This is a genomic window from Thiocapsa sp. C2-2m (assembly GCF_041903745.1).
In the GTDB taxonomy this organism is placed as follows: domain Bacteria; phylum Pseudomonadota; class Gammaproteobacteria; order Chromatiales; family Chromatiaceae; genus Thiocapsa; species Thiocapsa roseilacustris.
Window position 1 is genome coordinate 1 of sequence record NZ_JBBWVD010000055.1, and the last position, 22,802, is coordinate 22,802.

Below are 22,802 nucleotides of genomic sequence, written 5' to 3' on the forward strand. Positions count from 1 at the left end.
GTTCGGGGGTTCGGGGTGCGGGGTGCGGTTAGCCGCCAGCTTTCGGTGGTTAACTGCTGGATAAGCGATAGCCTTGGTACGATGGATTCTTCAGCATCTGAGGACGTCGCACTGATAGCTGATAGCTGATAGCTGATAGCTGATAGCTGATAGCTGATAGCTGATAGCTGATAGCTGATAGCTGGAGGCAGGAGGCCGGCGGAGGAGGCCGAAACGAACCGAGAGATCACACCATGGGCAGACGCGGCGAGCACAGCAAAGACGAGCTGGCGACGATGGCGCTCGATGCGGCCGTCGCCTTACTGGAGGTGGAGGGGCCGGAGCGGTTGACGACCCGTGCGGTCGCCGGGCGGATCGGCTACACGGTGGGCAGCCTTTATTTCGTCTTTCGAAACCGCGAGGACCTGATCCTGCAGGTCAACGAGCGGACACTCGACGAGCTGCGCGTGCACATTACCGCGGCGCTTGCCGATGTCACCGAGGCGCGCGTATCCCTCTTGGCGATGGGGCGGGCCTATCTGGCGTTTGCGTCTGCGCACCCGACGCGCTGGCGCTTGATCTTCGAGCACGCGCGCGCGCCAGGCAGTGATCTGCCCGAATCGCTCGTGCGCAAGATCGAGGCGTTCTTCCTCCAAGTCGCGGAGTCGATCGCGGCCTTGAACCCGTGGGCGAGCCCGGCTGAGGTGCGCCGCTCGGCCCAGTCGCTGTGGGGCGGGGTGCATGGGATCACCGTCCTGGCGTTGACCGGCAAACTCGCGATCGGCGGCGATGCCCCTGCGGAGGTCTTGACTGCCGAGCTGATCGGGCGTTACCTGGACGGGATGGTTCAAGCGTGTCCCCTCGAGGCGAATCGTTTCGACACGCCCGGATGAGAGGCGCGCCGCGCTCCACCGGAGGTGACAAGTGGAGCAGTGCAGCCATTCCGAGACCGTCCGAGATCATTTTCGTTGTCGTTGTCGTTGTCGTAATCGACCATCGATACGACTGCGACTGCGACTGCGACTGCGACTGCGACTACGACCACGACAACGAGAACGACAACGAGAACGAACGGTCTCGACACATCTGCCGTGCTTCACGAGGTGAATTTGGTTGGTTTCAAGTGGAGCGAGCCATGACAGTGAATTTGGCACTCTGGATCGGCACAAGCGCCGCCATCGCGGCCTTGCTGGCCCTGTGGGCGATCGTGCGTCATCTGCAAGGCAAGGCGTGCGAGGTTCCGGCAACCTCCGATCTCTGGTCGGGGCGCAGCTATGCCTGTCCGGACTGCGGGACCGCGATGGAGGCCGGCTGGGTCATGCTCGGCAAGGGTGCGATCTGGTCATCGCGCGACAAGGGTCCACCCGGAACCTTTACTCATATCGGCAGTGCCCTGCCCAACACCATCAGCGTGTCGCTTCGACCGGCGGCCAATATGGCTTGGCGATGTTCGAGTTGCCGACTCCTGCTGATCGACCACGGCAAGCTCGTCAAACCGGCCGGCCGGGGCGGCATCGCCTAGGACAGAACCGGTTGCCGCGGGCCGCAACCACGGCGGATGCCTCGCCGACTTAGTCGATGATGTCGGTGATCTTCCAGTCCGTGCCCTGCAGCGTCATCCGCACATGGGTCGGCGAACGGCCCAAATCGCCGATGCGGATGAGAAAGCGGTTGTAGGACTCGAAAAAGGCGAAGTCGATCCCGCCGAGCAGGTAGGGTGGACTCTGGCCGGTGGCTCGCGTGACCGCGCCGCGCAGGGTGTCGCGCACCCAAGGCAGGGTGATCGCCTGCTCGAGCGCCGAGTCGCCGAGGCGGTCGACGTTTTGACGGATCCAACTCACGACGCTTTCGGGGTCGCCCGAGGGGAAGATGCCGTCGACATCCGCGGTCACCCGCGCCTTGTAATTGGCACGGATCGCCGGCAGGTCCACTATAGTGGAGAGCTGAGCCGTACCCTCTTGATTGATCGCCTCGTCGAGACGGAAGACCGTAAAGTAGGGCCAGATGCCGTAGCCGATCAGCGCGAACAGGATTAGGTATCCAAAGAGTCGCATGGTCTTCGGGTCTCAGGTGATGAAACGAACCGTGAATTCTACCCGCAAGCCTCTGCCCGGTATAATCCCGCGACCGGACAGACCGCATAGATGAGGCTATCCATGCCGATCGGGACTCGCGCTCGAGACTTTCCCCGTCCTCGGGCGGCCCTTCGCTCCGTTGCCGATGCGTTCTCACGTGCCGGATCCTCGCCGTGAGTGCAACCGACGGTCTGCGGACCTATCTGGTCGGCGGCGCTGTGCGCGACCGTCTGCTCGGGCGCGCGGTTGGCGAGCGCGATTTCGTCGTGGTCGGCGCGACACCCGATGATCTCCTTTCGCGCGGTTTCCAACAGGTCGGCAAGGACTTCCCGGTCTTTCTGCATCCACACACCAAGGACGAGTACGCCTTGGCGCGCACCGAGCGCAAGACTGCGCCCGGTTATCACGGCTTTGCGGTACACGCGGATCCGGAGATCACGCTCGAGGAGGACCTGCTGCGCCGCGATCTCACCATCAATGCGCTCGCCGAGGATTCGTCCGGGGTCCTGATCGACCCGTACGGAGGGCTTGCCGACCTCCAGGGGCGGGTTTTGCGGCATGTCTCCCCGGCCTTCGCGGAAGACCCGGTCCGGATCTTGCGTCTCGCTCGGTTCGCGGCCCGCTTCGACGACCTCGGCTTCCGTGTCGCGCCCGAGACCCTGGACCTGATGCGCGAGATGGTTGCGGCCGGCGAGGTCGATGCCTTGGTCCCCGAGCGCGTCTGGCAGGAGCTGGCACGCGCGCTCTGCGAGGACCGACCCTCGCGTTTCTTCGAGGTTCTGCGCGAGTGCGGCGCATTGGTGCGGCTGCTTCCCGAGGTCGATCGGCTTTGGGGCGTACCCCAACCGGTCAAATGGCACCCGGAGGTCGACACCGGCGTCCACGTCATGCTGGTGGTCGACATGGCCGCGCGGCTGTCTCCGGATCTTGGTGTGCGTTTCGCCGCACTCTGTCACGACCTCGGTAAGGGCACCACGCCGACCGAGATCTTGCCGAGCCACAGGGGTCACGAGGAACGCAGCGTCGATCTGCTTGAGGCTATATCCGAGCGTCTGCGTGTCCCCGTCCGCTTTCGCGAGCTTGCCCGCATCACGGCGCGCTATCACGGCCTCGTCCACAAGGTCGACGAGCTGCGCGCGACGACGATCCTCGATCTCCTGGAAGGCGCCGACGCCTTCCGCCGGCCGGAGCGCTTTCACCGGATGCTGACCGCCTGCGAGGCCGATTATCGGGGCCGCACCGGCTATGCCGAGCGCGACTATCCGCAGGGCGAGACCCTGCGTCGGCTGCAGGCCGCCGTCGCTGCCGTGGATGTCGGCGCCGTCGCCCGCACCGCACGCGAGCCGCGACTCATCCCGGAGCACATCCGCGCCGTGCGCGTCGCCGCCCTGAAGACGGCCATGCGCAACCGATGTCCCCGTTGACCATCAGGACCCCAGGCAACGACCGCACCGGCACTGGCGCCGAAGGCGTCGAACATCACCCCGTTGCTCCCCGACAACGCCGATGAAAGACTCGCCGCGCGACATCCTCGATGACTGTGACACGCATCTTCGCCCCTCGGTGATCACCCTTGGTCCCGCGGCGGAACGCATACTGGATCGTCTTCCCGAGCGGATCGCGATCCCCGCCGATTGCGGTCGATACCGCAACGGATCGACGCCAGGACATCAGGCGGCCGAAGCGCTGTTGCTGCGCCTGGACAGATGCGCCAGCACCCTGCTAATGATCGATCCATCGGATGACCGGGCGCGGCGCGATGCCGCGGTCTGGACCCAACACCCGGCCGCATCCGAGGTCTAGACGTGCAGTCGTCCACTTCCGCCGCTCCGACAGCCAGCGAGTTCCAGCCCAACTCGAAGATCCCGGGGACCACCCTCAACGCGCGTTTGACCTGATTCACGAACGACGCTGACAAGAAAAAATATAAGCCGCTGATGTTTAGATTATTTTTGCGGGGATCAATCCGCCCGGAAAAGCGCCTCCAACGCCTGCTGCCCCAGCGTGTCGTTCAGGCCATCCGTACAGATCAGAAGGGTGTCGCCCGGCGTCGATTCGCCCAGCCGCCAATGGATCGCGAAGTCTTCCTCGGCCTCGTCGGCGATGAGCTTTTGCTCCGAATTCCGATACAGCTGAACCACGAAGTGATCCGCGGCGATCTCCCCGAGAGACTCATCCGTCACGGGCCGTCACCGCCCGGGCTCGTCGACGACATAAGCTAAACCGCGCCCAGCGCGGTATGCGATGTTCTTGGATGGGATCGGCCCCGGCAGACTTGACGACCGTTAGAGCTGGCGCGGTTTAAAATACTAAAAAAATAAAATTCTAAACCGCGTCCCCCGCTAAGGGTCGTGGATGCACCAAACGTCGAGCTCACTCGAAAGTGCGCATCTCGCTCTGGACGCGGTTTAGATGCCGAAATCCGACTCAGGATACTGTTGGGGCTTATCGCCGTGCTCACTGATCAGACAGGGGTAATCCTCGTCGGATGCTGCCTCGAAGGGTTTCTTCCGGGTCCGGCTGATCTCGAAGATCCAACTGTCCCCGTAATCGAACAGATAAAACAATCTTCGATCTTTCGGCAGAGGGAATAGGCTTTCCAGCGTGGTTGTGACCAGTGTGTCGTCCGCCCGCCCATAATCGTCCTCGCCGTCGTAGCGAACGCGATCGCGGCTCCGAGGCGTTCGAGCCACGAAGAATCCATACAGGTGATCGTTATCGAACTCAACGGCCTGTTGGATGACGCCGTGTACATCCGCCAATGTCGATGCGGCGTCGAGGGCGACGGTCGCCCCCCAATCTTTTTCCGCCCAGCGTCCTGTGACGAGCTTGATGTGCATAGTCCAGAGCATGTGGTGACTCCCGGTGTGCCGGTCGAGTGTTTCTCCGACCGAGTCGCCCTATATTTTCCCGACCGTTGCCAACGAACCGCAGGCCGCTTTTGGTGGCTCAGCACCACCGAGCCGAGGAACTAGTGGCCGTAGCGTTCGACCTCATTGCGGGCATGTTCGGGCTCGTAGCGATCGAGCAGCTTGCCGGTGATGTCGTCGATCAGTTCGCGGACCTGCCGCTCCTGCTAGGCGTACTCGCGCTGTTAGAAGTCGATGGCTTACTTGGCCTTATCGAGCAGCGCCCGGACGGTCCGGCCTGCTCGGGACCAGAACAGGTCGCTTCTTCGTCGTGCTCAGGCAAGCGCGGCAGGTACTAGTGCCCGTTCCCCTGATCCAAGGTTCCATCCTCCATTTCGTCGATCAGATGCAGCAGTTCTTCAAGCTCCTCAGCGTTCAGGCCGAGTTTCCCCAGGATGTCTACCTCCGACTCGCCTTCGCCGAGTGCAAGGATCTCTTCGCGCAACTGCCGCGCGATCTCGTTCTGGTCGTCGGGGGGCGGCGCGTCCTCGTCCACGATCACCGGCGACGGGGGAGGCCGACGGGCTCGCTCGAGCACCGCGGGATCGGCAGTGGACATGAGCCAGAGCTTGAGCGGGCGACCGGATTGTGGATCCAGCGCCAGTGTGTGGTTGTACCCGGCGAGCACTTCATCCAGCGCAGCTCGGATTGGAACATCGCTCAGATCGATACGTACCGGCGTGGCGAAGCGGCGAGAGCGGACGATCTCGATGCCGGTGCTCTCGCCGATGGCGTCGAGCACCTCATCGAGCGGGGTGTCGTCGGCATAGAGGGAGATACTGCCCTCAGCCATGTCGTACTCGACCTCCAGCCCTTGTTCCCCGGCGATCGACGGGCCGAGCGTCAAAACTGCAGTAAACGCCGACGACAGCAGGATAGATCGCAGGCAGCGCTGAGCTGTCGGGCGGTGGCAGGTCACCATTTCGCGATACCTCGGTTGTCTTGGATTGGTCTCCCGCACCCATGAAGCAGCCAGACGGGATACGCCAAACTGTTGGTCCTCAGCCAGAGCTTACGAGACGTTCGGTCGACTCCGAAGGGGCCCATCCGGAACCACCTGCATGTGTCCGACCGAAGACGCCCGCATAACCCGCGGACCGGGTTTGAACGATCGGTTTCACCGATTGAGCCTGCCCGACGTTCTCGTGCAGCGAAGCACTCGCCAATCCATCGGAACAACCGATTTGACTGTGGCTGTGAGAGGCATACCGAAGTGCAGCGAAATCCATCATCCCCAGGCGCCGGCGCACTGCTGGGGTTCGCACGCTCACTCCAGCAGACATCCGGCCAGCGCCAAGCGCTGCGTCAGCGCGCCAAGCCGCACTAGCGGGGCGAACAAACATCAGGCGGTGATGATAACGAATCGGCAGCTCAGCGGCCTCAAGCAGCTTGTTGATCTTGATGTTTGCTGTTGCTTCCTTGGCGGCCACTGGGGTTCTCTCTCCCTCGGAATGATCAAAGGGCCAGTTTTGCTTTGGGTCGAGACGTCGATCACATCCGTCCCGGAGGCGAGTCTCCTTCGATCGCAGAGGTGATGCAAGCCGTTCAGATCGCGTCTCCGATAGGCTCGACGGTGAACACGTGAATCGCCTTCCCCTCGATCCGCCAGCGGATATTGCGGTCATACAGCCGGAGGCCGAAGTCCCGCCGCTCGGGGTAGCGCTCCATATAGCCAGGGCGCGGATCTTGGGCGAGGACCTGCTCGATCAGCGCGCGCAGGCGGAGCGTCCCGGTCGGATCGGCTTCGGCCATGCCTTGTAAAGCCTCTACGGAGAAGGCGACATCGGCGGCGACAATCTCGGGCGCGGTGGCGAAGCCACTTCGGGCTTCGGTGATGCTGTCCGCGTACGGCACATAGGGCTTGATGTCCAGGACCGGGGTGCCGTCCAGTAGATCGACGCCACGAACCTCGAGCGCGAGTCCGCGTCCATCTCTTTTGATTCCAATCTGCTCGACGGCGGAGATCCCGATGGGGTTCGGCCGATAGGGCGCGCGGCTCGCGAAGACGCCGACGCTCTCGCGGCCGCCGAGACGCGGCGGTCGCACCGTCGGGCTCCAGCCGGCGGTCAGACAGTTTTCGTGAAAGACGAAGAGGATCCAGACATGCGAGAAACCCTCGAGTCCCTTGAATGCCTCTTCTCGGGCGAAGTCGGGCAGCAGCTCGACGCGCGCCTCGGCTGCGGTCACCAATCCGGACTGACGCGGGATCCCGAACTTGTCGGTGTAGGGGGAGCGGATGTGGCCGATTGGTGCGAAGGCGAAGGACATGCGTTGGCCTGCTGGCTTTGGGTGGGTCCCATTATGCTGCAGAATGCCGCGAGCCTCCTGCCTGGAACGCATCCTGGAGCGCGCCGCTGCAGCGGGTATTCCCGAAATCACCCTAGCATCGAGTGTTCGGTTACTGGCTCTCAGCTGTCAGGTATCAGATATCAGCCCCCAGCCCCCAGCCGTGATCAGTCGCGGGTTAGGTTATTTCCGGAAGGCACTGCGACCCTTCAGAACAGAACATACAAGGGGCGACTTGAGTCGCCCCTACCGCATTCCGTGCTCGGTGAGCCCGGAAACCGCTTTTTCGGCCGACGCGATATCACGCGGAAGCGAAGCCATGATCGCAGCTGCTTACAGTGCAAACGCTGGATCACGCATAGGCAAGCTCTGCAGCTGACCGCTCACAGCTAATCGCTGGAGACAGGCGGCAGGCGGCCGGAAACCGGAAACTCTTCCCTCCCCGCGCTGTCACCGCTTTGTAACCCTCCGCGCATTCCCTTATCCTTCACGCGCTTTTCTGGCGCGAGGAGGGTCGCGCCTTGTGTCCAAACTCAAAAACAATCAGGGGCGCGACGATGACGAAGAAGGGTGCAAGACTGTTGGTGGGAGCGGTTGGGCTCGGGATGGCGTCGCTCGCACAGGCATACGACCTGCCCGCCGTAAATCTCGGGTTTACCAGTTTCTTGGACGGTGCGCCGCCGGCGGGGCCGGGCTGGTACGCTCAGCAGTACGTGCAGTTCTATCGCAAGGGGCGCCTCAAGGATGCGGGCGGCGGTGACCTGCGCCTGCCGACCGCACGCGGGCTCGAGAAGGCCGAGGTCGAGGCGAACATCGGTTTGACCCAGCTCCTCTATCAATCGGATCAGCCTCTGCTGCTCGGCGGCAAGTGGGGCCTGAATCTGATGTTGCCCTACGCCGGCTTCGATCTGGATCCTAAGGACAACTTTGCGATCTCGGCCAACGGCGGCAATCTGGGCGACCTCCTGATCGGGCCCTATCTGCAGTGGGACCCCATCATGGGCCCCAACGGACCCAAGTTCGTGCAGCGGGTCGAATTCCAGTTGATCTTCCCGACCGGATCCTATGACGCCAAGGATGCGCTAAACGTCGGCAGCAATTACTTCTCCTTCAACCCCTATTGGGCCGCAACGGCCTTCCTGGCGCCGAAATGGACGGCCTCATGGCGTCTGCACTATCTCTGGAACGCGGAGAACAACGATCCCTACAAACCGCTCGGCGCCAACGATACTCAAGCCGGTCAGGCCATCCATGCCAACTTCGCGAGTGCCTACGAGGTGCTCCCGAACCGTCTGCGCATCGGCATCAACGGCTATTTTCTCAAGCAGTTCACCGAGAGCAAGATCGACGGCAGAGGCGTGCGCGACAGCGAGGAGCAGGTCATCGGCATCGGACCCGGACTCGTCTACCACTTCTCCAAGCACGATCATCTCTTCGTGAACGCCTACTGGGAGACGGAGGCGGAGAATCGCCCCGAGGGCTCCAGGTTCAACCTGAGGTTCGTGCATCATTTTCATTGAGACCGGACCGCGTCCAGTCCGGCGTGCGCCGGGCCGAGTCTGATCGGCGCTGCCGGATTCTCGGGAGGTCGGACCCAACCGCCTCTCTCGCTCGACGACTGGCTCGCCGTCGAGCGGACCGCCACCGACCGACGCAGCGAATAGGTTGCCGGCGAGGTCCTTGCGATGGCCGGCGATACCGAGGAGAACAACCTGATCGTGCCCAACGTCGGTGCTGAGCTGCGCAACCAGCTCAAAGGTTAGGCGATTTCCGCAAACTTCCTTACCCGTAGGTTGTGCTGACGATAGGAAGCACAACTTGGGCCGACGGTTGGTTGTGCCTCGCACGGCTCGGCACAACCTACGCCCTTGGCATGAAGGTTTCCAGAATTCGCCTTAACCCTGCCGGGTCTACGCGAGCGACTCGGACGGATGCGTTGTCGGTCGGAAAACGGCTGTGTCGTTACCAAGTTGTGCGATATTAAGGGCTGTCTATACTGATCGACCGATCGACCCGTATCGCCATGGGCACGTCTCAGGGTGGTCGATGCCTGTTCGGCGGGCTCGCGTGGCCGGATCGGAATCGATTTCGTTGATGCGACCTCGGCGGGGCCGCCGTCGCGCAGCGTTGCAATATCGGCATCCAGGCGGATCGGTCTGGATCGATGGTAGACGCACCGGGCATGAGAGGCAGGGGTCTTGGGCTAGAGCCCCGCGACTCGGCTACGCCTCGGCGTCACCCACGACCATTGCAGTCCATCGCCGAACTAAGGATTTTTTGGCATCGAGCTACCAAAACGGGAAGCCAGCTCGCCCCATGGATCAGACTTCGGAACAATCGTTCGCGGACATGCCGGGGCCACGGCTCCTTGCCGATGTTCCTACGCGTGCGCCGCTCCTCGCAGCGCCGGATACGCCCATGTGCGAGGCGCTGCGACTGCTGAACAGGATGCCCGGTGGCGCCGCGGTTTGCGCCTTGGTGATCGTCGACGGCGACAAACCGCTGGGTATCCTGACCCCGCGCGACCTCTTGCCATGGCTCGTCGAGGGATCCGGGGATCCTGCCACGCCTCTGGCCGCGCTGATGCGTAGTCCCTTAATCGCCTTGCCCAAGGCATCGACCCTGGAATTCGCGGCCGACCACCTGGCTGCTGCGGGGGTCGGCTACCTTGGGGTGACCGAACCCGGGGGCAGCCTCACGGGGCTGGTGTCCCGGTCGGAGCTGCTTGCCGCCCTTGCCTCGCGCGTGGATCGGGACGGGCGCCCCGACCTCGCGGATCTTCCCGATCCCGGGCGCGCCGAGACCGTCGAGACACACCTGCGGCGTCTCAGGGACATCCTCGAGACCACCGTCGACTGGATCTGGGAGGTGGACGCCGAGGGACGCTATACCTTCGTCGCAGGGCGTGTCCGCGAGGTTCTGGGGTACGCGCCCGACTGGCTCATCGGGCGCACGGCCTTCGACCTGATGCCGCCCGCGGAGGCGCGCCGAGTCGGTGAAGCCTTCGCGGCGATCGCGGCAGCTGCGCGTCCCTTCCGGGACCTCGAGAACCAGTGTCTGCACCGCGACGGCAGCGTTCGGATCATGTCGACCAGCGGGGTGCCGCTCGTGGCGCCCAACGGCCTCCTGCTCGGATATCGCGGAATCGACCGGGATGTCACCGAGACGCATGCCGCCGCCCGCGCACTTCGCGACAGTGAGGAGCAGCTCCAGGCCATCTTCGACAATGCCAACGTGGGCATTGCGCTGCTCACCGGCTATCGGATCATCGAACGCGTCAATCGACGCCTCGCCGAGATTCTGGGCTACGACGGCCCGGAATCCATGCGCGGACTGAGCGTGCGCGCGCTGCACCTTTCGGAGGAACGCTTCGCCGCATTCGGCAAGCAGTACTACCTTTCGCTGCGGCACGGACAGCATCGACATATCGAGTACGAGCTGCGACGTCGCGACGGCAGCGCCGTCTGGTGTCTGCTGTCCGGTCAGGCCGTAGACGCCGTCTCGCCGGCGGATCTTGCCGGGGGTGTGATCTGGACCATCGACGATATCTCCGCGCGGAAGGCACGAGAGGCCGAGCTTGGCGCGCTCCATGCGCGCCTTGCCGAGGAGCATGTCCTCTTCAACGAGGGTCCGGCGATGGTCTTTCGCTGGCTGCCGCAGGCGGGCTGGCCGGTCGCGGAGTGCTCGCCGAATGTCCCGCGCCTGCTTGGCGTCAGCGTCGCCGATCTGATCAGCGGCCGAATTCTTTTCGCCGATCTGGTTCATCCGGAGGACCGCGAGCGGATCGGTTCCGAGGTTGCCCGGTATACCAGTGAAGGGGCCGAGCAATTCGAGCAGCAGTATCGCCTGCGCGGGCCCGAAGGCCAGTGGCTGCACTGTTACGACTTCACGCGGATCCTTCGTGCAGACGACGGCTCGATCCGGGCCTATCACGGTTATCTCGTCGACATCACGCATCAGCAACGCCGCGAGATGGAACTGCGTGCGCTGATGGACGGCATCCCGGATCCCATCTTCTTCAAGGATCACCAAGGGGTCTACCTGGACTGCAATCTGGCCTTCAGCGGATTCGTCGGCCGATCCCGCGAGGCCGTCATCGGGTGCTCCGACCTGGATCTCTTCAGTCCGGAGGTCGCCGAGCCCTTTCGAGCCGGGGATCGCGAGACCCTGGCCGCCGATACACTTGTTCGAGCCGAGGAGTGGGTCACGCGTTCGGACGGCAGGCGGCTCCTGTTCGACACGCTCAAGATCCCCTACCTGTGCCCGAGCAGCGACACCCTCGGGGTGCTCGGGATCAGTCGCGACATCACCGCGTACTACTGGCAGACCAAGGAGCTGGAGCGGGCGCAGTCGCTGGCCCGAGTCGGCAGCCTGAATCTGGATTTACCCAAGGGTCGCGCCCATTGGTCCGACAACTTCTACCGGATACTGGGTTTGGATGCCGACCGGGACTTGCCCGGCGACGACGCTCTGCTCTCGATGGTGCAACCCGACGACCGGCGGAGCGTCGAGGCGACCCTGGTCGCCTTGCGCAGCGGCGAGGCCGGCAGCGTGGAGCTCGATTACCGAATCCGGCGGCCGGACGGCGAGATCCGCTGGCTGACCAGTCGCCGCGAGCTGACCCGCGACGCGCAGGGCCGCCCGGTGCGCATCGACGGGGTTGTCCAGGACGTGACCGAGCAACACCTTGCTCGCCAGGCCCTGGCGGCGAGCGAGGCCCGCTATCGAACCCTCTTCGAGCATGCGGCCCAGCCTTTGGTCCTGATCGACGGCGACGGCCTGATCGCCGCGGCAAATCAGGCGGTCTACGATCTGCTTGGTTATCCGGGATCCGGAACCCTCGTCGGCGCCTCGCCCGCCGCGCTCTCTCCGCGGCTCCAGCCGGACGGCGAGGTATCCGCCGCCAAAGCGGAGCGGATGATCAGGTGCGCCAGGGAGCGAGGCGTTCAGCGCTTTGAATGGGAGCACCTGAGGCGTGACGGGTCCGGGGTTCCGGTCGAGGTGACCCTCAACCCGATCGAGCTCGAGGGGCGACAAGTGCTGCTGGGCACACTCTACGACTTGCGGGACCGGCTGCGGGCCGAGGACTGGGAGCGACGCGCCTCCACGGTGTTTACCGCGACCAGCGAGGGCATCCTCATCACCGACCCGGAGGGCCGCATCCTCGCCGTCAACCCCGCCTTCACGACCATCACCGGATACGCCGAGGACGAGGTCCGCGGGCGCCGTCCCAACCTCCTGCAGTCCGGTCGTCAGGACCAGGTGTTTTACCGGGCGATGTGGCACGCGCTCATCGAGACCGGCCACTGGCAGGGGCAGCTCGGGAACCGCCGCAAGAACGGCGAGTTGTTCACCGAGTGGCTCAGCATCAGCGCCATTCGCAACTCCGCGGGGCAGATCCAGAGCTACATCGGTATCTTCAGCGACATCACCAAGGCACAGCGCTACGCCGAGGAGATCGAGCACCTTACCCACCACGATCTGCTGACCGATCTTCCCAACGCCACGCTGTTTCGCGCGCGCCTGGACCAGACCATGCGTACGGCGCGCGCCGACGGACGGCAGGTCGCGGTGATGGCCATCAATCTGGACGGCTTCAAGCATGTGGTGAGCGCCTACGGCCATGCGCTTGCCGACGGGGTGCTGGTGGAGGCCGCGCGTGCGCTGAAGGGCGCGCTCCCGAACGATGCCGTGCTGGCACGTCTCGGGGGAGACACCTTCGTCATCGGTATCGCGACGCCGCCGGGTGCGGAATCGGTCAGCGAGCACGTGGCGCGCATCCAGTCGGTGTTGCGCCGGGACATTCGCGTCGAGGGTGTCGGCAACCTCAACATGGGTAGCGGCGTGGGCGTCGCGCTTTGTCCCTCGGATTCCTGCGATGCCGCCGAAATGATCCAGTTCGCGGATTCGGCCTTGAACACCGCCAAAGCCGCGGGCCCCGGCACTTGCTCTTTTTTCCGTTCGGAGATGACCGAGGTTGCCGGCCAGCGCCTGCGTTTGGCGCAGGACCTGCGAGGCGCCCTGGCGAAGGGTGAGCTCGTCTTGTATCTCCAGCCCAAGCTGGATCTCTCCAACGGGAGGCCTGCGGGAGCCGAGGCACTGATTCGCTGGCAGACTCCGGATGGCCGGCTGCGACTCCCCCAGGAGTTCATGCCGCTGGTGGAGAGCGGCGATCTGCTCTGGCCGGTCGGACGTCGGGTCATCCAGGAGGCGGCCCGAATCATTGCCCTCTGGAAGACGGATGGCGTGACCCCGGTGCCGATCGCCGTCAATATCTCCAGCGCAATGATCGGCAGCGGACAGTTGGTGGATGCCATCGCCGAGGCTGCGCAGGCGTACGGGATCGATCCTGGCCTACTCGAGATCGAGGTTCTCGAGAACGTGCTCATCAATGACCCCGAGCATGCACGCGCCGAGATCGCTGCGGTGCGTGCCCTAGGCGTCGCGGTGGTCCTCGACGACTTCGGAACCGGCTATTCCAGCCTTGCCTATCTGAAACGCTTTCACTTCGATTCACTCAAGATCGACCGCTCCTTCATCGATGGCCTCGGGCAAGACTCGGATAACACGGCGATCGTGCGCTCGACCATCTCCATGGCGCATCATCTCGGGATCCGGGTCGTGGGCGAGGGTGTCGAGTCTGCGGATCAGCTCGTGCAGCTCTCCAACCTGGGTTGCGACCTGGCCCAAGGTTTTCTGCTCGGGAGGCCGATGCCGCCGGCCGAGCTGACCGAGATGCTGCGTACGGGCTCCCTGCCGATTGCCGGCGTGCGGGTTCAGGAGCTGCTGGCCCGCCGTGCGCTCGTTGTGGAGGACGACCCCGTGCAGCAGGCGTTGCTCGTGCGCTACTTTCGCCGGATCGGATGGCGGGTGACCTCGGTGGCAAGCGCCGAGGAGGCGGATGCTCAGCTTGAACAGGACGATTTCCACCTGTTGCTCGTCGATTACAGACTGCCGGGAGAGAACGGCATCGACCTGCTCAGTCGTGCCCGCGAGTCTCACCCTGAAGTGGTTAGGGTCTTGATCTCCGGGTGCGACGACCCGCTGGTCATCGCCGAGGGCATCAACGTCGGCGGCATCTTTCGCTATCTACGCAAACCCTGCTCGGAGAAACAGTTGGTGGAGCTGTGCGAAGCGGGTTTCGCCTTGGCGAAGCTCTTGCGCCAGGCTGGCCCTTTGGTGGCGAGGCGGGTTAGGTCAACCTGATGGACGCCACGACTGCGTTTGGTCGGAGACGAAGCTGGCCACATCCGCTGCGAGGTCTCGGAGCAGCGCGTCCGGGATCGTCTCCGCGCCTTGCGACAGGGCGAGCGCGCGCATGAGCAGACCGGCTTCTTCTTGGGTCAGAATACCTTTGGGCAGGGCCTCGCTGTAGAGCCAGATCCCCGCTTGTTGGGGTGTCGGCGGGGTCTCTTGTTCGGCACGCACGGCGGCGCAGGCGAGAAGTGCGCCGAGCAGCAGGTCCATGGCCGGGGCGGGGCAGGCCTGTTGGATCAGGACCTCGGCGCCGCGGAGCTTCTCCCGCGCCCGGGACAAGAGCCGGGGCTCTTGCGGGCTGAGCTGCTCTCCCGTTGCCTCGACGAGCGGCCGAGCCCGCGCGATCGGAGATGCGTCCCCGAGCCGCCGTAGTCCGCTCAGCGTCCGTGGGTCGATGAGTGCCACCGGAACCTGACCGGAGATCGCGGCCGCAAGCCGATCGGCCTCGGCGTCGACCCGATCCAGGACCACCAGCAGTCCGCCGCCGGAGCCGAGGATGCGCTCGATGCGAGTACCGAATGCGTTCTGGACGGCCTCGATGGCATGGCGGATCGACTCCTCCATCTCGGCATCTCGCGTTGCATCGGCGAGCGGGATGGGCTCTCCTCGCTCCACCAGTGTGCCGTCGGTCTGCGCGTCGTCGCTCGGCTTCGGCTCACCGGCGCTCGAGTCGATGTCCGGACTCGCCGTCAGGTCCGTGGCGGCTTGTTCGGCTGTCGTCGTTTCGGACAACACTTGCTCAACCGGCTCGCCCGGCGCCTCGTTGGCTGTTTTCGGCACTCCCGGCAATCCGGCGAGATCCTCCGCAAGCACCTCCACCAGCTTGCGCGAGACCCCGACGACATCTTCCGTGGCGTCTTGGTCGACCACGTTGTCGAAGAGGTTGCGCTTGCCCTGGACCAGCTCCAGGACACGACACTCGTAGGACTCGGCGGCGACCAGCAGGAGGATCTGAACCTTGCGGGTCTGCCCCAGACGGTGGACCCTGGCGATGCGCTGATCCAGCACCGCCGGGTTCCAGGGAATGTCCAGATTGACCAAGACCGAGGCCGTCTGCAGATTGAGCCCGACCCCGCCGGCATCGGTCGAGATGAAGACCTGACAGGCGTCGTCTTCATTGAAGCGATCGATCAGCTCGCCGCGTTTGGCCGTCGGCACACCGCCATGCAGGCGGATGCAGCCGAGTCTCAGTGCGCGCACGCGCTCCTCGACCATGCGTGTCATCTGCTCCCATTGGGAGAAGACCACGGCCTTGAGTCCGGATTGCAGACAGAGCTCGTCGAGCAGACTCGCCAGCTCGTCGAGCTTGGGCGATCCCACGGTCTCTTTGTCGACCAGACCGGCGGCGTCGCAGGCCATGCGTGCTTGCTGCAGATGTGCCATGAGGCGGTTCGACTCGCCCGGTGTCAGGGGACGACGCTTGGCAATCTGCGCCAGAATCCCGGCTGCCTGAATGCCGGCATCGTGCAGCTCTTGCTGGCAGGCGTCGAGCGGGATGTCCAGGCGGCTCTCGATGCGATCCGGGAGCTGATCGCGCACCAGTTGGCGGTCGCGGCGCAGCATGACGGGCGCGAGTCGACGCCGCAGCTCGGAGAGGTTGCGGTAGCCGAGCACCTTGCCGCGCTCGTCCGTGACGTGGAAGTCCACCAGATAACGCCACAGCGGGCCGAGCACCTTCTGGTCGATCACCTGCATCAGGCTGTAGAGATCTTCGAGGCGGTTCTCGAGCGGCGTGCCGGTCAAGACGAAGGCGTAGCGCGAGGGGATGCGTTTGACGGCTGCGGCGATCTTGGTGCGCCAGTTCTTGATACGCTGCGCCTCGTCCAGGATCACCAGGTCCGGGCGGAGGGTCTCCGCGATGACACTGCCGTCGCGCAGGATCAGCTCGTAGTTGACGATCAGGAAGCCGCTGCTGCCTGGGTATTGCGCGGCCCGCGCGGCGGCCGGTCCCTGGATCACCCGCGCCTCCTGCCCCGTAAACTTGCGGATCTCGCGCGCCCACTGTTGCTTGAGCGAGGCCGGGCAGATCACCAGGATGCGTTCGACCTCGGCATGGCGATGCAGCCAGGCGGCCGCCGAAATGGCTTGGAGCGTCTTGCCGAGACCCATGTCGTCGGCCAGCAGCGCACGCCCGTTGGCGGCGAGAAAGGCCACGCCCTCGACTTGGTAGGGATAGAGCCGCGCGGTTACGCCCGGCAGGCGCCCGCCCGAGGCGCGGATCGCCTCGCCGATGTCGCGTGCACGTTGCCGCTGGGCGGCTTGCTCGGCCAGGCGGCGGGCGAAGCCGAGGGCGTCTTCACCCAGATCGATGTCCGCCCGCCCGGCCAAGGCATCGGCCAGGCGCAGAAAATCTTCGGGCAGACGTCTACGGTAGGCGCCCGCGTCGTCGAAATGCGCATCCAGCAGCGCGACCAGCTCGGGATCGAGCGAGTCGTCCGGACGTTGCATCGCCCGATGCAGACGGATCTGGGGTGCGGGGTCGCCCTCCCAATCCAGATAAACGAAGGGCGAGGGCGGTCCGAGCGCCTGCAGACGCTTGGCGTCGCGGCGTTTGGCGATGCGGTGCAGCACCGCCTCGATGTGCTTGCAGGTCCCCAGTTGATTGGTCGCGAAATCCGGGCAGGTGCAATAGTTGGCGCGGCGCTCCAGCGACCGGATATGCACCCGGTAGCTGACCGGGACATGGGTGGAGGAGACGAGCGATCGCGCGCTCCAGGCCCCGTAGGCCGGATCGCCCGAGAGGTGCTCGACCCGGACCTCGGTCCGTCCGCGCTTGATGCGCTCGTCGATGGCGCCTTCCACCGCGCCGAGCAGCTCGCCCTCGGCCGCACCGCGTGCCGAGCGAGCAAAGAGCGCGGCGAGTGCATGGACGCAGGGTTGGTTCGGAGGCGTGCCGCAGTCGCAGAGACAGACCAGATTGCCGTCGCCGTCATAGGACAGCTCGAGCGCGACGATCTCTTCATCCTCTTCGTCCTCGACGTCGGCACGCAGGTAGACGCCGTCCAGCTCCAACTCGGCGACGCGGTTGTCTTTGTAATGGCGCAAGCCGGCGCGCACCAGCTCGGCGGTGGCTAGGGCGTGGAGCTGGTCGTGATCGAGGCTGAAGGGGTCGAGGTCGTGCGTCTGGTCTCGGCCGGCGTGCATGGGGCGGTGCTTCCCGTTTGTTGGTCGGTGGCCATGTTAAACCGCGTCCGGTCGGGAATGCGCTGTTTTCGCGTTGAGGCGATGTCGGGTGAAGGTGCCGGGGTTGCAGCGAACGCGGTTTAAGGCGATTTCCGCGAAATTCCATACCGTAGGTTGTGCTGACGATAGGAAGCACAACTTGCGCCGACGTTTGGTTGTGCCTCGCACGGCTCGGCACAACCTACGCCACTGGTATAAGGGTTCCCGGAATTCGCCTAAGTTTTTGCAGCGGCTATCAAAGAAAGACCAGGATGGTCAGATAGTGGCTGATGCTGCCCGCGAGCACGAAGAGGTGCCAGACGCCGTGTGACCAGGAGAAACGGCTGTCGAGTGCGTAGAAGACGACGCCGAAGGTGTAGAAGAGACCGCCGGTAACGAGACCCCATACGCCTGCCGGCGGTAGGGTTGCGACCAGCGGCTCGAGCGCGAGGAGGATGAGCCAGCCCATCGTCAGGTAGAGGATCATCGGCAGAACCCGCCGCCGCCGATGCGGGATACTGTCGATCAGGATGCCGATGCCGGCGAGGGTCCAGATGGCCCCGAACATCCACCAGCCCGTCTGCCCCTTCAGCACCAGCAGGCTGAACGGGGTATAGGTGCCGGCGATCAGCAGATAGATGGCCACATGGTCGAGGACCTTGAAGACCTGTTTCGCACGTCCCTGCAGGCTGTGATAGAGGGTCGAGAAGAGGTACAGCAGAAACAGCGTGACCCCGTAGATGCTGAAGCTGACGATGCGCAGCGCACCGCCCTGCATCCCGGCGACGGTCACGAGCGTGGCGACGCCGATCAGCGCGAGGACCGCACCGACCAGGTGGGAGATGCTGTTGAAGCGTTCGCCTGCATACATCGGATGCGATTCCTCGCGCGATCAATTCCCGGCGATGCGTTGTCCGTCGGCGAGCCAGTGGCGCAGTCGGTTCGAGTCGCCCACGGGCGTGAGCTTGCCGACCGCATCCAGGAAGACGACATAGAGTCGACGTCCGTTGATCCGGGTTTGCATCACCAGGCAATGGCCGGACTCGTTGATGAACCCGGTCTTGCTCACCTCGACATGCCATTCCGGGTTGCGCACCAACGGATTGGTGTTGCGATACGCCAAGGTGCTCTTGTCGGCGAAGGGGTGCACCGTCATCTCGCCGCGCGAGGTGGTCTCGCGGATCAAGGGGTACCGGGCGGACGCGCGGACCATCTTGACCAGGTCCTCGGCCGTGGAGCGGTTGCGGTTGTCCAGCCCGCTGCTGTCGGCAAAGGAGGTGTCGTGCATCCCGAGTGCTTGGGCCTTGCGGTTCATGGCCGCGACGAATTGCGGCGTTCCGCCCGGCGAGGTCCGAGCGAGGGCGGCGGCGGCGCGGTTGTCCGAGGACATGAGCGCGACCATCAGCATCTCGCGGCGCGACAAGGTCGCTTGGCCGATCCGCAGGCGCGAGCGGCTGTGGCGCAGGGTGTCGCGATCGGCCTCGTTGATGGTGATGGGCGCATCCAGAGAGACGCCGGAGTCCAAAACCACCATCGCCGTCATCAGCTTTGTCACGGAGGCGATGGGTTTGACCTCGCGGGTGTTTTTGCCGTAGATCCGGTTGCCCTGCTCGTCCACGATCAGTGCGCTCGCGGAATTGATCTTCGGACCGGAGGTACCGGAGCCCTGTTGCTGACTCGCGGCGAAGGCATCGCTGCAGAGGATCAGACCGGCGAGCATCAGCGCCGACAAAAGTATCCGGCCGATATCTTTGAACACGTGACCCTGCCGGGGCGGCAGATAGAGCGTGTTGAGTAGGTTGGTCGGCGACAACGGCGATGGGGGCATCAGAGGGACATCTCGGCGATAATGAGTGGTGTGTGAACCCTATCCGGCATGAGGGCATGACATGCGCCTTTCCCGCCGGGTCGCCGGCCTCGTATGAGTCCGAGTCAGCGGCGGGCAGCGTTCACGTGAGTCGACTGAGGGCCAGTGGCGGTTGGCCATCCGGAGTCGGCGAGAATTATTGCACAGGATCGGGTAATCGCCCGAGCCGAAAGGGGCCGGCCCGGATCGGGCTGCCGGCGGCGCGAGGCTCGCGGGCGTCACTGTTTCGTCGGATATTCGGGATCAAGGTGCTGATGCGTAATCCCTGGACACATTGGTCGGATCGCTGGCGCGGATTGCGCGACGCGTTGCTCGAGCCGCGGGTCGACGATGCAAGCCTCGGCGCGGCCTTGCGCGAGGCCCGCGCGCGGCACCCGCTCCCGGTAGTGTGGCTGATCGGCAAGACTCAGTCCGGCAAGACCTCCATCATTCGGGCGCTGACCGGGAGCGGACTGGCCGAGATCGGCAACGGGTTCCAACCCTGTACGGCGACCACGCGGCTCTACGACTTTCCGACGGACGCACCCCTGGTACGTTTTCTCGATACCCGCGGACTCGGGGAGGTCGCCTATGACGCGAGCGCCGACATCCACTACTGCGAGTCGCAGGCGCACCTCCTGTTGGCTGTGATGAAGGCGACCGACATCCGCCAGGACGCTGTCTTGGAGGTGCTGCGGCAGGTGCGCGGACGCCACCCGGAATGGCCCTTGGTGATTGCGCAAACCGGGCTGCACGATGCCTACCCGCCGGACGGCGAGCATCCTTTGCCCTATCCCTTCGAGGACGAGGATTGGCCGGAGTCCGTCTCGGTCGATCTTGCCCGTGCGTTGCGGGCGCAACGCGATCGACTCGGCGCTCTGCCGGGCGAGATCCCGGTGCGTTGGGTGCCGATCGATCTCACCCTCCCGCAAGACGGATTCGATCCGCCGGACTACGGCCTGGATGCCTTGTGGCAGGCGATCGACGGGGTCTCCTCGCTGCGCCTTCAAGCCCTGCTGCGCAGCGATGCCGGGGTGCGCGACGCCTATGCCCGATCCGCCCATCCGCACATCGTCGGCTATGCGATTGCCGCGGCCGGTGTCGGTGCGCTTCCCCTGGTAGATCTGGTCGGTGTGCCGGCGATCCAGGCCAAGATGCTGCAAAGTCTCGCCGCGCTCTACGGCCAGGATTGGGATCGCCGCGCCATCCTCGAGTTTTTGGGTCTGCTCGGAACCGGCATTGGTGTGGCCTATGCCGCGCGCAGCGCCGGCCGTGCGGTGGTCAAGCTGATCCCGGTGTGGGGCCAAACGGCCGGCGCCGTCTGGGGCGCGACCGCTAGCGGTGCGACGACCTATGCGCTCGGCAAGGCCGCCGGGTTTCACTTCAATCGCCGCCGCCGGGGTCTGCCCGCGGATGCAGAGGGGTTGCGCCGCACCTTCGCCGAAGGGTTCGACAGCGGCGCTACCTTGCTCAAAGACCTGGTGAAGTCGGATCGGCCATGAACAAACTCCTGAGCCGCATCGATCGTATGCGCCTCCTTGCTCTTGTGCTGTGGGCGGTTCCCGTCACGGCGCTTCTGCCGCTGGGTCTGCTCTGGCTGTGGCAGGTCGAGGCGATGCGCTACTGGCTGGTCGCTCTCGTCCTCTTCAGTGCGGCCGGGTATGGCCTGCAGGCTTGGCTGCATCGGCACGAGCGCCGGTTGCTCCTCGCCGCGGAGACCGAGCCGGATCCCGACTGGCCGCCTGCGGCCGACGGCGCTTGGGCGCTGGTCGAGGATCTGGCCGCGCAGACCAAACCCGAGGACTGGCCGATCGGCGAGGGCGACCGGCTCGGGGTCTTGGGCCAACAAACGCTTGAACGTGTCGCTCGGCATTTCCATCCGGACGTCGACGAGCCCTTGTTGGAGTTGACGGTGCCGCACACGCTCCTGATCGTCGAGCGGGCGAGCCGCGATCTGCGCGAGACCATCACGGACCACATCCCCTTCAGCCACCGGCTCACGGTGGGCTCGCTGATGCGCGCCTATCGCTGGAAGCCCTTTGCGGATCGCTTGCTGGGGCTCTATCGCGCCGGACAGTGGGTCGTGAATCCGGCCAATGCCTTCCTCACCGAGGCATTGGCCCAACTGCGCGGTCGCGGCTATGCCTTGGCGCAGGACGAGCTCTACGGCTGGATCCTGAGGGAGTACGTGCGCAAGGTTGGCGCCTATGCGATCGAGCTCTACAGCGGTCGGCTCCTGCTGACCGACGCTTCTCCCGAGGCTCGGCTCACCGCGACATCCGCGCGTGATCTGCGCGCGTCCGACGCGTTCGACGAGCCGCCCGGAGAACCCTTGCGGATCCTCGTCTTGGGTCGTTCCAACGCCGGTAAGTCCAGTCTGATCAACGCCCTGTTCGGCCAACTGCGCGTGGCGACCGATCTGCTTCCCGACACGACGAAGATGCTCACACCCTATCGCTTGGCGCGGGAAGGTCTCGATCTCGCATTGATCTACGACACACCGGGTTCCGACGCGATGGACGAGCAGACCCTGCGCACGGCGGCAGGCGACGCCGATATGATCCTCTGGGTCAGTGCCGCCGATCGCCCCGACCGTCACGCCGATCGCGAGACACTGGACAGCCTGCGGGCCGCCTTCGCCGAGCGCTTGACCCGCCGTCCGCCGCCGGTGCTCGTCGTGCTCAGCCATATCGATCGGCTGCGCCCGGTCCGCGAGTGGTTGCCGCCCTATGACCTGGCGCAGCCTAAGAGCCTGAAGGCCGAGAGCATCCTCGCCGCCGTGGAGGTGGTCGCGGCCGATCTCGCGATCCCGATCGCGAGCGTCATCCCGGTCTGTCTCGGCGGCGGGCGGGTCTACAACGTCGAGGATGTGCTCTGGGCGGCCATCCTCGAGCGGCTGGACGCCGCCCAACGCTCGCGTCTGCTGCGCTGCCAAGACGCGCGCAAACGCGAGGAGAACTGGTCGTTGGTGCGCAGACAATTGGCCAACGCCGGGCGTTTCCTGCTCGAGCTGCCCAATCGAAGCACGGGCGGGCGCAATCGACGATAGGTGTTTCGCGGGATACGGCTGGCATCTTCCCGTTGCAAACCGAAACATTTCGGACGACCCGAAACCGTAGGTGGTCCTGACGGAAGGAAGCACAACTTCCGTCGGCGGTTGGTTGTGCCTCGCACGGCTCGGCACAACCTACGGCCTGTCGGTAGGACGCACGAAAGGAGGGGTCGGATGCCGGATGCCGGATGCCGGTAGGTCCTTTTCCGGAGATCCCCGAACCCCGAACCCCGAAC

The 22,802-nt window shown here is 64.7% G+C and carries 17 protein-coding genes; 9 read left to right on the top strand and 8 right to left on the bottom strand.

The window, feature by feature from the left end:
- The first annotated feature begins 233 nt into the window (after positions 1–233).
- Together AADX97_RS26440 and AADX97_RS26445 are read left to right on the top strand one after the other, a co-directional pair.
- Positions 234–872 (top strand): TetR/AcrR family transcriptional regulator, encoded by a 639-nt coding sequence (locus tag AADX97_RS26440; RefSeq protein ID WP_374237030.1) that lies wholly within the window; start codon positions 234–236, stop codon positions 870–872.
- Between the two features lie 242 nt (positions 873–1,114).
- A complete protein-coding gene (locus tag AADX97_RS26445) occupies positions 1,115–1,501 on the top strand; it encodes a PF20097 family protein (protein ID WP_374237031.1) in 387 nt (128 codons plus the stop codon).
- Positions 1,502–1,550: 49 nt separating this feature from the next.
- Here AADX97_RS26445 and AADX97_RS26450 read toward each other — a convergent pair whose 3' ends face one another.
- Positions 1,551–2,033 carry a DUF2939 domain-containing protein gene (locus tag AADX97_RS26450; protein ID WP_374237032.1) on the bottom strand — a complete coding sequence of 161 codons (483 nt, stop codon included), beginning with the start codon at positions 2,031–2,033 and terminating at the stop codon, positions 1,551–1,553.
- 194 nt (positions 2,034–2,227) lie between these two features.
- Between AADX97_RS26450 and AADX97_RS26455 the strand changes: the two genes are divergently transcribed.
- Together AADX97_RS26455 and AADX97_RS26460 are read left to right on the top strand one after the other, a co-directional pair.
- Positions 2,228–3,478, top strand: a complete 1,251-nt coding sequence (locus tag AADX97_RS26455; RefSeq protein ID WP_374237033.1) for a multifunctional CCA addition/repair protein — start codon at positions 2,228–2,230, stop codon at positions 3,476–3,478.
- An 82-nt stretch (positions 3,479–3,560) separates the two neighbouring features.
- The gene (locus tag AADX97_RS26460; RefSeq protein ID WP_374237034.1) at positions 3,561–3,857 is read left to right on the top strand and encodes a hypothetical protein; all 297 of its coding nucleotides are present in this window, start codon (positions 3,561–3,563) and stop codon (positions 3,855–3,857) included.
- A 158-nt stretch (positions 3,858–4,015) separates the two neighbouring features.
- Here the strand turns inward: AADX97_RS26460 and AADX97_RS26465 are convergent, their stop codons facing one another.
- Positions 4,016–4,237, bottom strand: coding sequence for a hypothetical protein (locus AADX97_RS26465; protein WP_374237035.1), 222 nt, complete (start codon positions 4,235–4,237; stop codon positions 4,016–4,018).
- A gap of 225 nt (positions 4,238–4,462) precedes the next feature.
- Positions 4,463–4,906, bottom strand: coding sequence for a hypothetical protein (locus tag AADX97_RS26470; RefSeq protein WP_374237037.1), 444 nt, complete (start codon positions 4,904–4,906; stop codon positions 4,463–4,465).
- A 122-nt stretch (positions 4,907–5,028) separates the two neighbouring features.
- Between AADX97_RS26470 and AADX97_RS26475 the strand changes: the two genes are divergently transcribed.
- Positions 5,029–5,262: a hypothetical protein gene (locus AADX97_RS26475; RefSeq protein WP_374237038.1), complete on the top strand. Its 234-nt coding sequence runs from the start codon at positions 5,029–5,031 to the stop codon at positions 5,260–5,262.
- Here the strand turns inward: AADX97_RS26475 and AADX97_RS26480 are convergent.
- On the bottom strand, positions 5,259–5,885 hold the full coding sequence (locus AADX97_RS26480) for a hypothetical protein (protein ID WP_374237039.1): 627 nt from the start codon (positions 5,883–5,885) through the stop codon (positions 5,259–5,261). The genes AADX97_RS26475 and AADX97_RS26480 overlap by 4 nt on opposite strands.
- Positions 5,886–6,508: 623 nt before the next feature.
- A complete protein-coding gene (gene tsaA, locus AADX97_RS26485; RefSeq protein ID WP_374237040.1) occupies positions 6,509–7,231 on the bottom strand; it encodes a tRNA (N6-threonylcarbamoyladenosine(37)-N6)-methyltransferase TrmO in 723 nt (240 codons plus the stop codon).
- A 575-nt stretch (positions 7,232–7,806) separates the two neighbouring features.
- On the opposite strand from tsaA, the gene AADX97_RS26490 reads away from it, so the two are divergent.
- On the top strand, positions 7,807–8,769 hold the full coding sequence (locus AADX97_RS26490) for a transporter (RefSeq protein WP_374237041.1): 963 nt from the start codon (positions 7,807–7,809) through the stop codon (positions 8,767–8,769).
- Between the two features lie 829 nt (positions 8,770–9,598).
- Positions 9,599–14,455: a PAS domain S-box protein gene (locus AADX97_RS26495; RefSeq protein ID WP_374237047.1), complete on the top strand. Its 4,857-nt coding sequence runs from the start codon at positions 9,599–9,601 to the stop codon at positions 14,453–14,455.
- Here the strand turns inward: AADX97_RS26495 and AADX97_RS26500 are convergent.
- The 3 genes from AADX97_RS26500 to pbpG all read right to left on the bottom strand — a co-directional run bounded on the left by AADX97_RS26500 (position 14,447) and on the right by pbpG (position 19,496).
- A complete protein-coding gene (locus AADX97_RS26500; protein ID WP_374237042.1) occupies positions 14,447–17,650 on the bottom strand; it encodes an SNF2-related protein in 3,204 nt (1,067 codons plus the stop codon). The two genes, AADX97_RS26495 and AADX97_RS26500, sit on opposite strands and share 9 nt — an antisense overlap.
- A 274-nt stretch (positions 17,651–17,924) precedes the next feature.
- A complete protein-coding gene (locus AADX97_RS26505; RefSeq protein WP_374237043.1) occupies positions 17,925–18,539 on the bottom strand; it encodes a hemolysin III family protein in 615 nt (204 codons plus the stop codon).
- Positions 18,540–18,560: 21 nt separating this feature from the next.
- Positions 18,561–19,496, bottom strand: coding sequence for a D-alanyl-D-alanine endopeptidase (gene pbpG, locus AADX97_RS26510; RefSeq protein WP_374237044.1), 936 nt, complete (start codon positions 19,494–19,496; stop codon positions 18,561–18,563).
- 293 nt (positions 19,497–19,789) lie between these two features.
- Between pbpG and AADX97_RS26515 the strand changes: the two genes are divergently transcribed.
- Together AADX97_RS26515 and AADX97_RS26520 are read left to right on the top strand one after the other, a co-directional pair.
- Positions 19,790–21,016 (top strand): YcjF family protein, encoded by a 1,227-nt coding sequence (locus tag AADX97_RS26515; protein WP_374237045.1) that lies wholly within the window; start codon positions 19,790–19,792, stop codon positions 21,014–21,016.
- The gene (locus AADX97_RS26520; RefSeq protein WP_374237046.1) at positions 21,013–22,563 is read left to right on the top strand and encodes a GTPase family protein; all 1,551 of its coding nucleotides are present in this window, start codon (positions 21,013–21,015) and stop codon (positions 22,561–22,563) included. Before AADX97_RS26515 ends, AADX97_RS26520 begins: the two co-directional genes overlap by 4 nt.
- Positions 22,564–22,802 lie beyond the last annotated feature (239 nt).